10 protein-coding genes and 1 tRNA gene are annotated in these 13,754 nt (G+C 46.8%); 3 read left to right on the plus strand and 8 right to left on the minus strand.

What is annotated here, in order from left to right; all coding sequences use genetic code 11:
- Positions 1-13: 13 nt before the first annotated feature.
- Together AWR26_RS20425 and AWR26_RS20430 are read left to right on the plus strand one after the other, a co-directional pair.
- Positions 14-505, plus strand: a complete 492-nt coding sequence (locus AWR26_RS20425) for a YhcH/YjgK/YiaL family protein (protein ID WP_064568324.1) — start codon at positions 14-16, stop codon at positions 503-505.
- A complete protein-coding gene (locus tag AWR26_RS20430; RefSeq protein WP_064568325.1) occupies positions 502-1,779 on the plus strand; it encodes an MFS transporter in 1,278 nt (425 codons plus the stop codon). The genes AWR26_RS20425 and AWR26_RS20430 overlap by 4 nt, the downstream gene beginning before the upstream one ends.
- A gap of 186 nt (positions 1,780-1,965) precedes the next feature.
- On the opposite strand, the gene AWR26_RS20435 is transcribed toward AWR26_RS20430, so the two are convergent.
- The 6 genes from AWR26_RS20435 to AWR26_RS20460 all read right to left on the minus strand — a co-directional run bounded on the left by AWR26_RS20435 (position 1,966) and on the right by AWR26_RS20460 (position 8,827).
- On the minus strand, positions 1,966-2,841 hold the full coding sequence (locus AWR26_RS20435; RefSeq protein WP_064568326.1) for an AraC family transcriptional regulator: 876 nt from the start codon (positions 2,839-2,841) through the stop codon (positions 1,966-1,968).
- 267 nt (positions 2,842-3,108) lie between these two features.
- The gene (locus tag AWR26_RS20440) at positions 3,109-5,658 is read right to left on the minus strand and encodes an SIR2 family protein (protein ID WP_064568327.1); all 2,550 of its coding nucleotides are present in this window, start codon (positions 5,656-5,658) and stop codon (positions 3,109-3,111) included.
- A gap of 264 nt (positions 5,659-5,922) precedes the next feature.
- Positions 5,923-6,144, minus strand: coding sequence for a helix-turn-helix transcriptional regulator (locus AWR26_RS20445; protein WP_064568328.1), 222 nt, complete (start codon positions 6,142-6,144; stop codon positions 5,923-5,925).
- A gap of 124 nt (positions 6,145-6,268) precedes the next feature.
- The gene (locus AWR26_RS25820) at positions 6,269-7,228 is read right to left on the minus strand and encodes a hypothetical protein (RefSeq protein WP_244256210.1); all 960 of its coding nucleotides are present in this window, start codon (positions 7,226-7,228) and stop codon (positions 6,269-6,271) included.
- 142 nt (positions 7,229-7,370) lie between these two features.
- Positions 7,371-8,585, minus strand: a complete 1,215-nt coding sequence (locus AWR26_RS20455) for a tyrosine-type recombinase/integrase (protein WP_064568329.1) — start codon at positions 8,583-8,585, stop codon at positions 7,371-7,373.
- Between the two features lie 166 nt (positions 8,586-8,751).
- Positions 8,752-8,827 (minus strand) — tRNA-Thr (locus tag AWR26_RS20460).
- A 573-nt stretch (positions 8,828-9,400) separates the two neighbouring features.
- On the opposite strand from AWR26_RS20460, the gene AWR26_RS20465 reads away from it, so the two are divergent.
- A complete protein-coding gene (locus tag AWR26_RS20465) occupies positions 9,401-11,191 on the plus strand; it encodes a methyl-accepting chemotaxis protein (protein WP_064568330.1) in 1,791 nt (596 codons plus the stop codon).
- A 131-nt stretch (positions 11,192-11,322) separates the two neighbouring features.
- On the opposite strand, the gene proA is transcribed toward AWR26_RS20465, so the two are convergent.
- Positions 11,323-12,576 carry a glutamate-5-semialdehyde dehydrogenase gene (gene proA / locus AWR26_RS20470; protein ID WP_064568331.1) on the minus strand — a complete coding sequence of 418 codons (1,254 nt, stop codon included), beginning with the start codon at positions 12,574-12,576 and terminating at the stop codon, positions 11,323-11,325.
- 11 nt (positions 12,577-12,587) lie between these two features.
- Positions 12,588-13,691, minus strand: a complete 1,104-nt coding sequence (gene proB / locus AWR26_RS20475) for a glutamate 5-kinase (RefSeq protein ID WP_064568332.1) — start codon at positions 13,689-13,691, stop codon at positions 12,588-12,590.
- Positions 13,692-13,754 lie beyond the last annotated feature (63 nt).

Here is a 13,754-nt window from a genome sequence, read left to right on the forward strand (position 1 = left end):
AGAGGATGCCATTATGATCGTAACCAGTATGAAGGCATGGCCTGTCCAGGAATCCGCTTTCCATCCGGTGATTCGTCAGGCGCTGGCTTTTCTTGCGCAGAATGATTTTCAGGATTTCGTGCCGGGCAAAATCGACCTGATCCCTGGCAAGCTGTTCTGCCTGTTGCAGGAGATGGACAGCGTACCTTTTGAAGAGGCGCGCCCGGAGTCGCACCGCCAGTTTATCGATATTCAGTATCTGATCTCGGGTCATGAGCGCATGGGCGTCAGCCGTGTAGAAAGCGGTCTGCATACCGTTGTTGATGACCGTACACCGCAGCAGGACATCATGTTCTGGCAGGTTGAAGAAGAAGAGACGCAGGTGACGTTAACGCCCGGTATGTTCGCGATTTTCTTTCCGCAGGATATTCATCGTCCGTGCTGCCATCCGCAGAGTGGTGGGGTTAATCATCTGCGCAAGGCGGTTATCAAAATCGATCGTGCGTTACTGGAGGAGACGGTATGAGCACAGTAAATCCGGCTTCCGCCACGGCAATTGCGCCGCCGAAGCTCTCCCGCCGTCGCTGGGGAATCATTTTAATTCTGCTCCTGGCTGCGGTGGTGAACTACCTTGACCGCGCCAACCTGAGTATCGCCAATACCACGATTTCGAAGGAGTTTGGTTTCTCCGGCACTGAAATGGGCCTGCTGCTGTCGGCGTTCCTCTGGCCTTATGCGTTGGCTAACCTGCCCGCCGGATGGCTGGTAGACCGCTTTGGTCCGAAGAAGATGTTCACCGGTGCGCTGACTCTCTGGTCCGCCGTGACCTTCCTGATGGGATTTGTGAACACCTACAGTTTTTTCTACGGTCTGCGGGTGCTGTTAGGGGTTGCTGAGTCCCCGTTCTTTACCTCGGGTATCAAGATCACCCAAAGCTGGTTTTCGGATAAAGAGCGCGGCCTGCCGACATCGATCATCAATACCGGTTCGCAAATTGCGAATGCCATTGCTCCGCCGCTGCTGACCGTTCTGCTGCTGTGGGTAGGCTGGCGCGGGATGTTTATCACCATAGGTCTGTTAGGGATTCCGTTAGTGCTGGCGTGGTTGAGGTTTTATCGCGATCCGGATGCGCGGGAAGCGATGCTGATTCATACCGGTAAAGTCGCCGTAACCACAGTGGATAAACCGCAGGTAAACTGGGGCGACCTGTTCCGCAACAAAACGACCTGGCTGATGATTTCCGGCAACTTCTGCATCATGTTTACTATCTGGGTTTACCTGACCTGGCTGCCGGGTTATCTGGAAACGTCGCTGGGCTTTAGCCTGAAGCAGACGGGCTTGATTGCGTCGATTCCGTTCTTCGCCGGTATTCTTGGCGTGCTGTGCGGCGGGATGATCTCTGACCGTCTGGTGCGCAAAGGGGTTAATGCGGTAACGGCGCGTAAGGTGCCTATTGTGCTGGGTGCGACGATGGCGGCCTGTTTTGTGATGCCAATTCCGTTCGTCAGCAACAGCGGTACTGCGATTACGCTACTGACGCTGGGCTATTTCTGCTCGCAAATGCCATCCGGAGTTATCTGGGCGCTGGCAGCAGACATGGCACCAAAAGAGCAGGTTGCTTCCCTCGGTGCGATCCAGAACTTTGGCGGTTTCCTCGGTGCAGCGCTGGCGCCAGTGATCACCGGGATTATCCTTGATGCTACCGGCCACTTCACCAACGTCTTTATTCTCGGCGGCTGCCTGCTGTTCCTTGGCGCCTGTCTCTATGGTTTCTTTGTACGTAAACCGTTGGCACAGTAGTTCTCTGCGCAGACAAAGCGCCGGCGGGTGCTTTGTCTGTCTTGCTATGTGCCACGGCCGTATCGCGGTTACCGAGTTCTTTGATTATCCTTGCATTTACTGCAGCCAGGTGATGAGATTCCGCCCGGATGCTTCGGGGCGGGCCTCATACCCGAGGCAACGATAAAAATGACCGGCTGAATCAGTTCATTTCAACGGCAAATAGATATCCGTAAGTAATTCATGTTCCGCCACCTCATACACAAAGTTGTGGTAATGAAAGAAAAGCGGGAAGTCGCGGAGTTCCTCGCCACTCTCAGGCAACCAGTCACGATATAGCGCCTTAGCCAACCCGGTTAATGCATCATGCGATCCCTGATGGCGCAACACCGCACATCGACCAGCAGGGATGTCACTATTTATCACCCCGAAGCGATTGTCTTCCGCAATCGGTGACGTTACTGTCCCGCAAATATGGAACTCAAATTCATCCGGCGGAGTTAAGTCCGGATCGTGTGGTGCAATACCGTAGGTCTGGCTGCTGGCAACAGGCGAATAACCGGTGGTTTTTCGCCATTCAATAAAGCGGGCCGCAGTTTCGTTTATTAGCTCCGGTTGCCCATAATGAGTCAGCATTGCGACTGATGTCGCGGGAAAATGGATGATCTTGATCTCGCCTTGCATCGTTTGTCTCCTGGCTTTATAAGGTTCGGATATGCGCTTATGCCAATCCACCCAGGGGGGTTGCTGGCGAAATTGCGTCGGTGAGAGACCAAACATTTGTCTGAAAGCACGGCTAAATGATTCAGAATGCTGGAAACCGGCGTCGAGCGCGATATCAGTGATTTTCTCTAACGGATTAAAAGCCAGCCGATAAGAGGCGCGTTTTAAGCGCATCATCTGGATGTAACGACCAGGTGGCATCCCACAATAACTACAAAACTGACGATGGAAGTGAAATGGCGAGAAATGCGCCACTTCACTGAGTTTTTCCAGTAATAATGTGTCATCGAGATGACCGTCAATATAATCAAAGACCTGTTTAAAACGTCTGGCGTAACTATCAGTTTTCTTATCACACATGGCTTCCTCCGTGCTGCTTAATATGCTCGAAGGCGATTCAGCTTGCCTGACCGATCTTGCCCAAAGAACGTCCGCAGGAGCTAATAGGAACGAAACAAAAAACAAAAACCGTTGTTTTTTAATGTTTTTTATTACATTGATGAAATTGATACCCCCAAAAGTACCCCCAATGATTTTTTCCGTATAGTCAACGCATTTTCTTAAGGTTAGTTTCTTCTAAACTTACTAAAGCATTAGAGCCTGTAAGAAACAGGCTCTAATTAAGAGTTATTTTTTACCTTTAGGTCTATTTTCCTGTATATTTTCCACTATCAATTTTAAATTGCCACGCAACTTATCGAGCCAATTTACACCAATTTTATAAGTTAAATCCTCAACCAACTCAGGGCTTTCTGATTCTTTTATAATACGTTTTACAGCATGCTCATAAAATACCTTTTGTTTAGCATTAAAAGTTGGATAAACTTTTTCATATATGTCCCTATATCTAAGCACCTGACGGTATTTATAAATATCATTTGGAATAATTCGTATAAGGTTGTCACCGGCCTCAAACTCAAGGTATGCCTCATTTCCAGTTTTTGTAAGAGAGACCAAAAGATGTAATCTTGCACGCTGCGTATCAATATTTTTTGTATGATAGTTATCTTTTCTTGCAGCCAAGGAATAGGCAGTGGCTAAATATCTATCAGCACTTGGATAGTCTTTGAATGGTATCATAGACATTGCATATTGCACCCAGAAATGCGGATCATTTATTAGATTAGGAATAATATGTTTAACTTTCTCATAAAAATAATTTATTTCCACACGTCTTTGTGGGAGAAGCTTTTCAATAATAGAGAATCTCAGTAGAGAAGTAATCAAAGTTTGTAATCTATGATCTTTTGCATCTTTATTAATAACATATAAATGCTCAATAACCTTAAGCAATTGATTTACAACATACTTATGTTCAAAAATATTCGCTATAAGGAATCTAGACAGCGTGCTAGATTTAGTCTTAACCATGCCATTATTTATGATGAATAAGTTTTTAACGCCTTCATTTTCAGTAAACTCCGCGCTGTAAATTTTTTCATTAACCGCCACATCTGAAATTAAAGATCTTACCAATGGGAGACCTATGACATCTAATAATAGAATGGCAAAAACTGTTTCTTTATATTCTTTATCATTGAGTGCAAGATTAGATATTTCTCGAATTCTAGATTGTATAGCTTCGGATTTGAGGATTGATAATAGCAAGAACGAAAGTTGGCTCCTAGCATTTTCATCAAGTTCTGATAATTTTTCATGCCTAGAAAGCCCTGCTTTTTCGCCCCATCCCCCCAAGTGATCAACTATATGTACGAAATTATCAACTTCGGAATCTGATAAATAATCGACGCTATGAGTTTTAAAACTGCTCATATCCATCGTTAATAAATGTTGCTTAGTATTTTCATAGCCAAAATGACGCGTAGTCAGTACAAGCTGTATATTGTCCTTACGGTTTTCTATGGCATAACGAGTATCATCAATGCAGTTACTATAATCATCTATGAAAATAATAATTTTTTGCCCCAACTTGGATAATCGTTCAATGTCCTTACTGAAGCTAAATTCATTATATAAATAATAAAAACAGAGATATCCTTTCCTTGATAATTTCGACATTAACATTCGAGTCATTATACTTTTGCCATTACCTAAATCGCTGGCAATTAAAATATCATTATCTGTTTCAATATGTTCAATAATTTTACTAACTTCTTCACGTAAAATTATCTTGTCATGCATATTATCATTGAGAGTGACTTCATCTATATATCGATCGCTCACTTTCCCAAAGATCATAAAATTGGCGATGTCATTATCTCTTATTTCATCATGTTCCTCCCCAGGAATATAGAGCTCTAAAGAATTTATCAAACCAACTTCTTTGTCTTGATGTGATTCTTCAATGCACTTGGCAGCAATATGGGAAAAGGCGTTCACACCAATATTTATCACTTCTCCAAACATGGCTAACTTATAATTTTGGAATTTGGTGGTGCCTTCCCTGGTAATAAAAAAGGTTTTACTTTTAATAGAGGAATCATTAAAGAAAATTTTCTGAATATCAATGTCATACATCGAATACCCAAGAAAAACTATAGCACTTGCATTGTCTATATCGGCTTTAAACTGCCTATACCAGCTCGATGTTAGGAACTGCTCCGGAGAAAGATAGGATGATGTTGTTAGTTTTATAGCAGAATCAAGATCGCTTTCTTTTGAACGCTCAATTCTTCCATTGATGTGGAGGCAGATATCTTCAGCTGACTTGTACTGATTTGGTGCATCTTCGAGCGTTAGAGGAGTGACCGATTTTCCTGATTTAATCAAAGAAAGTTCAATAGCATTGTCATAGTTTGTAGTGTATATCCTTCGCCACTTCATACTGAAGATATCTATCTGCTCTTGCGTAACATCTTTAATTGTATAATTATCTTTAAGTAATTGTAGAAGTTCGTCTTTTTGAGGGATATTGTTAAGAAAGAAATCTGAAGCCACCATTAAATCATCACATTGTTTAATTTCTTCAATATAATGAGAGTCGGCACCAATTTCTTTTAAATAGTTTGCTGACTTATTTGAAATTTGCAAAGCAAGATCTTTCGCTAAAGGCGGGGTACTTCCAATTATGTTTATTGATTCTTTTGAAAATCCTGCACCTACAAATACAATGGCATTACCTGTTGAAATCAGTCTTTTGAGGCGTTCATACGTTTCATCGCTTATTAATTCGTTAGCTGAATTTGCAAGCTTAAGGCTATTTAACATAGCATCCATATTTATCTCCATATAAAACGAATTTACTTGAAATATAGTCGAAGATTACTTTAAAAGATCCTATTCACACAAATAACATACAATCTATTTCCCAGTTTCACAAGAGTGTATTTAGCGGACACAAGCACTACGATAAAGCAGGGTCCTGTTTACCTAAAACAAATAATATCCATAAAATTCAATGCATTAAAGATTTCAGATCACGTAAAAATCTTCTATAGATTCATAGTAAAGATGTGATTTTAGATAAGGCATGCAACTCTTCTATAAAAGTGTCACTTGAGGTTTTGTGGAAATTAGAGCATCACGCTCTTCAATGCGCCGGCTTATCCATTCATCAACTTCACTTTCTACAAATGCGATAGCTCGTGCCCCAACTTTGACGGGGCGAGGGAAGCGGCCTTGAGATATCAGCCTGTAAATCCAGGCTTTTCCATTGCCGGTGCGGCGCATAACTTCAGGCATTTTAATAAGGCGTACTGACATCTATCCTCCTGTTTACGTGTGGCGTCATCGATAGACGCCAATAGATTACAGGAGGAATTATGTCGTTAGTGTGGGGTAAGGATAAGGCACAGTAAACCCACTGTACCCGTAGAGTGAATTAACTCTACCCCTTGTTATTTGCTGCAGCTCTCAGATGTCTTAGTATCACATCTTCATTTGTGATTGGTAATGGAGGTATCTCATTTTGACGAGCCATAATGCAATCACGCCATTTTTCAGGACTTATTTCCTTGCGTTCGCCTCGACATTCCTCAGGATATTTCGATAATAAGCTTATCGCATATTTGTATAGTTTCTCCCGATTTATTGCATGACGTTCAGCGCTTTGGTTGTTTTTGTTTACTTTTTTCACCAAATCGGCAGTTAGGAAAGTCTCATTATCACTACACTGAGGTAGATCGCTGTAGTCACCATTATGGTTTAGTAATTTTCTCACCTGTTCTGATGTTATCCACAAGTCATTTGCAGCTATTTCGACATCTGGATAATTTTCTTCACATTCATCGCTATCATCCTCATCATCAATATCGTTACTATCGGAGTGTATCGGCAAAGGAATTAAACATAAACCAGGTGTATTTTCATCTGTACGATAAAGGCCTAAAGACCCCCATAAAAGAGAAGAACGTCCATAGTTCATTATCGAATTTATTACCGGTAACTGAGGAACCCAGAGACCATAGGCTCTTCCGCTATGACTTTGGGATTGATTGCCTAATGGATTGCCCTTTGCATCTAAACTTTGATAAAACCTTGGATGAAAGATACATTGTTCATTCTCTTCATCGTAAGAAAGTCGATCAATGGAAAACGATGTGTATTTCGATAAATAAAATGCAGCAGCTAATACACTGCCATCATTTTTTAAAGATAAATACCATTCATCCAACTCCTCGGGTTTACCATCGACCAAAAGTACTGAATTTAAACCATCTAACCTAACGCAAAGGATTATTTTCTCGGATAATGCAAGGCTAAGTAGATCCTCATTACTCATCCCTAAGAAATCAGCAGCTCTATTTAATCGACAAAATGAAAAGGGTATAGAAATATTTTCAGACATTACACCACCTCATCCCTCTGATTATTCGGATATGTCAGCCCGCAAAGGTGTGCGGGTTTTCGGTGACCAGCCTAGACTATGCCTAATTATTGTTCGTCTACAGAAGTCTACTACTGTCAATTAGCACTGTCTATACATACAGTTAAGCGCTTTTCCCAAACGTTCCATGCACTACATTTTCGCCGTTTTCCAACGCCTCCATATAGTCGGCATACCATTGAAGCATTTCACGGCGGCCGTCTATGTATTGAGCATGGTTATAAGTACCTCGAATAGAGTTTTTGTCGACGTGTGCCAGCTGCGTTTCTATCCACGCGGTGTTGTAGCCCTGTTCGTGCAGGATGGTACTCATGGTGTGCCGGAAACCGTGCCCGGTGACTTTTCCGTCATAGCCAATCCGCTTAAAAACTTGGTTTATGCTGGCTTCACTCATTGTTTTTCGCGGATCGTTACGGCCAGGGAACATAAGCGGGTAATTGCCTGTCAGCTCTTGGAGCTGGCCAATAAGCGTAAGAGCTTGCCTGGACAACGGCACCACGTGAGGGCGACGCATTTTCATACGTGAGGCTGGTATTTCCCAGACCGCCTTACTGATTTTGATTTCATCCCAAAATGCCCCGCGGAGTTCGCCGGTACGCAAGCCGGTGATAATCAGCAGACGAGCGGCCAAAACTACTAACGCGCTTCCGGTATATCCTGACAACGCCTTGAAGAAATCAGGCAATTCTTTCGGTGTGAGGAAAGGATAATGATTGGACTCATGCCCTTGCATGGCGCTGGTGAGATCCGGAGCGGGGTTATACTCAGCACGGCCGGTGACTATTGCGTAACGGAAAACTTCCCCGCAGCGCTGCCTAACTTTTTTGGCCTTTTCTGTAGCGCCGCGCCCCTCAATGCGCCGCAGCACATTCAACAGTTCAAGCGGTTTGATATCGGCTATTGGTTTTTTGCCAATGTAAGGGAACACATCTTTGTTGAAAGCTTCCAGGATGTCTGAAGCATACCCAGCAGACCATTTTTTTAGTTTGCTGCTGTGCCACTCAAGGGCAAGATCTTTGAAGGTATTGTTTAACTGAGTTTCACGGGCAATCTTCTCTTCCCGTTTCGCTTCCATAGGATCGATACCCCCAGCGATACCCCTTTTGGCTTCTTCACGTTTTGACCGAGCATCGGCCAATGTGACTTCAGGATACACGCCAAGCGCTAACAGCTTCTCTTTACCGGCTACACGATACTTGAGCCGCCAGTATTTGCCGCCATTAGGTTTAATCAGGAGATACAAACCACCACCATCAGCCAGCTTGTAGGGCTTATCTTTAGGTTTGGCGGCGTCCACCTGCCGGGCGTTTAGTTTCACTTGGGGGTACCTCCTCTAGACCGAACAGCATATCCCCCCATAAGTCCCCCCAAATGACCGTAGATTTCAGGGAACTTTAGTAGACGTAGAAATACTAAATGGGGCTGTAAAGCGCAGAGTATAAGGGGTTTCAGTGAACTTTAGTAGACTTGGGGAGACGTTAGAATGGTGCCGATAATAGGAGTCGAACCTACGACCTTCGCATTACGAATGCGCTGCTCTACCAACTGAGCTATATCGGCCCTGCGATGCGTTCACGAGTGTGAATCACGGAGTAGAAGGTTAAAACTAAGCGAGTGATGCGTCAATGCCCTTGGGAATCAAACGGCTACTTTTGCACCACCCTGCATCATTTCTGCGCGGTGGAGCGTGTTGTCGCAGGGAGATTGCTGGCATTTCCAGCAATCGTACCGTTTCTGTATACCTTCACCACGGCCATATCGTAATCGGGTCAAATGGGCTAAAAGTATGTACAGATGTGTTTATATAATTCACGCAAATTACTCGTGAATTTATAATAAATATTGTTCATTTATTACAGGTATCATTTTATTTAAAGACGTTATTTAAGTACAGATAATTCTCTTAATTCACTACATTCTTATATATTAAGTAGAATCCTATAAAACATTTAAATAGGTTAAGACAATACGCCCTTATTTCTACAGCTATTTTTATTCATCAGCATGATTAGCCACATAAAAGCGCTGTATTCAACCTATATGAAAGCTTCCCTTACTGATTGAGTAAAGTATTATATATGGGTTATTACCCCATCATGCTTAGTTGTATTACTCGAGCCACAAGGACGCTTTATGCTCTCATCTTTTCGGAATCGAATATTATTTATTGTGGTCGCAATTCTGGTGCTATCACTTTCTCTGAACACCGCAATTAACTATTTTATCAGTAATAATGCGACGACAAAGTCGATCAACTCAACCCTGACTTCCTTAGCGGAAAGTAACACAACAACAATAGAACAATGGGTCACCACGCGAATTGCGCAAATATCAAATCTCACACCTTATGTTTATCACCCGGACCCGGTAGCGTTGCTTAAGCAAGCCGCCGCTGCCGGAAACTTCTTAAATGTCGACATTGCATTTACTGACAAGCATGTTTTATCTTCCGACCCTTCAGGTATTCCTGAAGGATATGATCCTACCAGCAGGCCGTGGTATATCGAGGCTAATAATGCCAGAACAACCATCATTACTGAGCCTTACCAGGATATCTCTTCCCGTCGTTTGACGATGACTATCGCCACACCTGCTTTCAACAATAATGTGTTGCAAGCGGTAATCGAAGGCGATATCGCGATGGATGAAATTATTAAAAACGTCCGGGCAATACATCCAACACCGCACAGTTTTGGCATGCTTATCGATTCGCAAGGGCAAATCATTGCGCACCCCAATGATGATCTCACCATGAAGCCGCTGAGTTCTGTCAGCCCAAAACTTAATTTATCTCAACTACTCGCTTCCGCTACGCCAGTTGAAGCAACCGTTTCCGGGGCCGATGCCTATCTGCTGGCTCGCCCGATTAAAGGCACAGCGTGGTATATCGTTGTAGCGATTGATAAAAATGAAGTCAGAAGCGGGATGAATACCTTACTGCAAACGTCCGCCATTTCGCTGCTTGTTCTGATCTGTTTATCTGTGCTGACCGTCGGCTACATTACGCAGAAGAGCGTTGCGCCTCTGATTAAGATCCGTGAAGCGATGGACGAATTCTTCTCTTCCGATAAGGGCGATCTGACGCAGCGTTTACCGGTACACGGCAAAGATGAAATCGCACAAATCGCTATAGCCTTCAACGGCTTCACCGACAAACTGGTCGAAGCGATGACCAGCATCCGCAACAACAGCGGGCTGGTACGCACCGCGGCGATAGAGATGTCATCCCGAAACGATGATTTGGCTCTGCGCACGGAAGAGTCTGCTGCCAGCCTGCAACAGACGTCAGTATCGCTTGAGGAGATCTCTGCCAACGTCGCCCACTCGTCGGCCACCTCCCGCGAGGCGAATATGGCTGCCGTTGACGCGGCAAGTGACGCACAGCAAGGCATTGATTCTGTTCATTATCTTATTAAGACGATGAAAGAGATTGAAGCCGCATCGTCACAAATTAGCGTGATTACCAGCGTGATCAACGGCATCGCTTTCCAGACGAACATTCTGGCGCTCAACGCCTCGGTAGAAGCGGCGCGCGCTGGTGAACAGGGGCGTGGATTTGCCGTTGTCGCCAATGAAGTGCGGCAGTTGGCCAGCCGTAGCGCAGAGGCGGCGAAAGAGATCAGCAACCTCATCGACACCACGGTAAGCAGCGTCGCCTCCGGCGTGCAGCAGGTTGATAATACCAGTACGACAATGCAAAAAATCGTCGGTAGCGTCTCCTCGGTAACCACCATGATTGCTGAAATCAGCCTGGCGACAGAGGAACAAACCAAAGGCATCAATGAAATCAGCAAAGCGGTGACGCAACTCGAAACCACCGTACAGCGCAACGTGCAGCTGACGGAAGAGTCCAAAAGCACCGCTTCCGGGCTGTTGCAGCAGGCAAACGAGCTTATGGATGCCATCCGGCGCTATAAAATGTAAGGCTTCGCGCCTGTAAACAGGCCGATCGTTGAAGTTATTCGCGAGAGGAATTTGCAGGCGCGCAGAAGAAGTCAGAACCGGAAAATAACCAACGGGCGATACATCAGCATTGGATGTACCGCCCGTTTTATTTATGCGCGAACGGTATTGTCGCCAAAACCAATCCACTTATAGGTGGTCAGCGCTTCTAAGCCCATCGGGCCGCGCGCGTGCAGTTTCTGCGTGCTGACAGCCACTTCCGCGCCAAGGCCAAACTGACCGCCATCGGTAAAGCGCGTGGAAGCGTTCACATACACCGCCGAAGAATCCACTTCATTGATAAAGCGCTCCGCATTGCGCAGCGTGCGGGTCAGGATAGCATCGGAGTGCTGCGTGCCGTGCTGACGAATATGATCGATAGCCGCATCGAGGTCGGCCACGATTTTCACATTCAGATCCAGCGACAAAAACTCGTCGTCATACTGCTCCGCTTTCACCGCTTCCACTTTTGCCGGGCCGCTTTTCAGCAGCGCCAAAGCCTGTTCATCGGCGTGAAGCGTAACGCCGCTTTCCGCCATCTGTTTGCTCAGCGCAGGCAGGAAAGTCGCAGCAATATCCTGATGCACCAGCAGGGTTTCGACAGTATTGCAGGTGCTTGGGCGCTGCGTTTTGGCGTTGACGATCACCTTCAGCGCCGGTTCGATCTCGGCAGACTCATCCACCAGGATATGACAGACGCCAATACCGCCAGTGATCACCGGGATAGTTGACTGCTCGCGGCACAGCTTGTGCAGACCCGCGCCGCCGCGTGGAATCAGCATGTCGATGTATTTATCCATGCGCAGCATTTGATTGACCAGTTCGCGCTCCGGGCTTTCAATCGCCTGTACCGCACCGGCAGGCAGGCCGCACTCTTCCAGCGCCTGCTGAATCACTTTTACCGTGGCCGCATTGGTGCGCCAGGTTTCCTTGCCGCCGCGCAGGATTGCCGCGTTACCGGTTTTCAGGCACAGCGAAGCCACATCAACGGTCACGTTCGGGCGCGCTTCATAAATCACGCCGATAACGCCCAGCGGCACGCGACGGCGCTCAATGCGCAGGCCGCTGTCCAGCAAACCGCCGTCGATCACCTGGCCGACCGGATCGGCCAGTTTGCAAACCTGACGAACATCGTCGGCGATCCCTTTTAAGCGCGCCGGGTTCAGCGCCAGACGGTCGAGCATCGCTTCGCTCAGGCCGTTGCGGCGAGCTTCCAGCAGATCCTGCTCGTTCGCCAGCAGGATCTCGTGCGACTGCGCTTCCAGATAATCGGCGATTTTTTCCAGCACGCGGTTTTTCTCGCGGCTGGAGAGCAATGCCAGCTTGTATGATGCTGCTTTTGCAGCAATGCCCATTTGTTCCAGCATACTTCTGCTCCTTAACGGGTAATCATGTCGTCGCGGTGAACAGCGACAGGGCCATATTCATAGCCCAGAATGGCGTCGATTTGCTGCGAGTGATGTCCGGCAATACGGCGTAGCGCATCGCTGTTATAGCGGGTAACGCCGTGGGCAATATCACGCCCCTGCAAATTACAGATGCGGATCACTTCACCACGGGAGAAGTTGCCTGTCACGCTTTTAATGCCTTTCGGCAACAGTGAACTGCCACGTTCGAGGATCGCGGCAGTGGCGCCTTCATCAACGGCTATCTCACCCGCTGGCGGCGCGCCGAAGATCCAGCGTTTGCGGCTTTCCAGCGGCGAAGCTTGCGCGTGGAAACGCGTTCCCACGGAGATCCCCTCCATCACATCGCCAATCACGCCCGGCTTGCTGCCTGCAGCGATAATGGTGTCGATCCCGGCGCGGCAGGCGACATCGGCAGCCTGCAATTTGGTGCCCATTCCGCCAGTGCCAAGGCCAGAAACGCTGTCACCCGCAATCGCACGCAGGGCATCATCGATGCCGTAAACATCTTTAATCAGTTCTGCATCCGGGTTGTTACGCGGATCGGCAGTGAACAGCCCCTGCTGATCGGTCAGCAGCAGCAGTTTATCCGCACCAGCCAGAATCGCTGCCAGCGCAGAGAGGTTATCGTTGTCGCCGACTTTGATTTCCGCCGTCGCGACCGCGTCATTTTCGTTAATCACCGGCACGATATTGTTATCAAGCAGCGCGCGCAGCGTGTCGCGCGCGTTAAGGAAGCGCTCTCTGTCTTCCATATCCGCGCGGGTCAGCAACATCTGCCCGACGTGAATACCGTAAATAGAAAACAGTTGTTCCCATAACTGAATCAAACGGCTCTGTCCCACCGCCGCCAGCAGTTGTTTCGAGGCGATGGTGGCGGGTAATTCCGGGTAGCCGAGGTGTTCGCGCCCTGCGGCAATCGCCCCGGAAGTCACAATTACAATACGATGCCCGGCGGCGTGTTGCTGCGCGCACTGGCGCACCAGTTCCACAATATGGGCGCGGTTCAGGCGACGGGAACCGCCCGTTAAAACACTGGTGCCGAGTTTTACCACCAGCGTCTGGCTGTCACTCATGATTCTCTGCCGTTTTTTAGAAAAAATAAGAAATATCGATAGTCGTCAGACGTTGTAACAGGA

Origin of the sequence: Kosakonia oryzae, from assembly GCF_001658025.2 — a bacterium.
In the GTDB taxonomy this organism is placed as follows: domain Bacteria; phylum Pseudomonadota; class Gammaproteobacteria; order Enterobacterales; family Enterobacteriaceae; genus Kosakonia; species Kosakonia oryzae.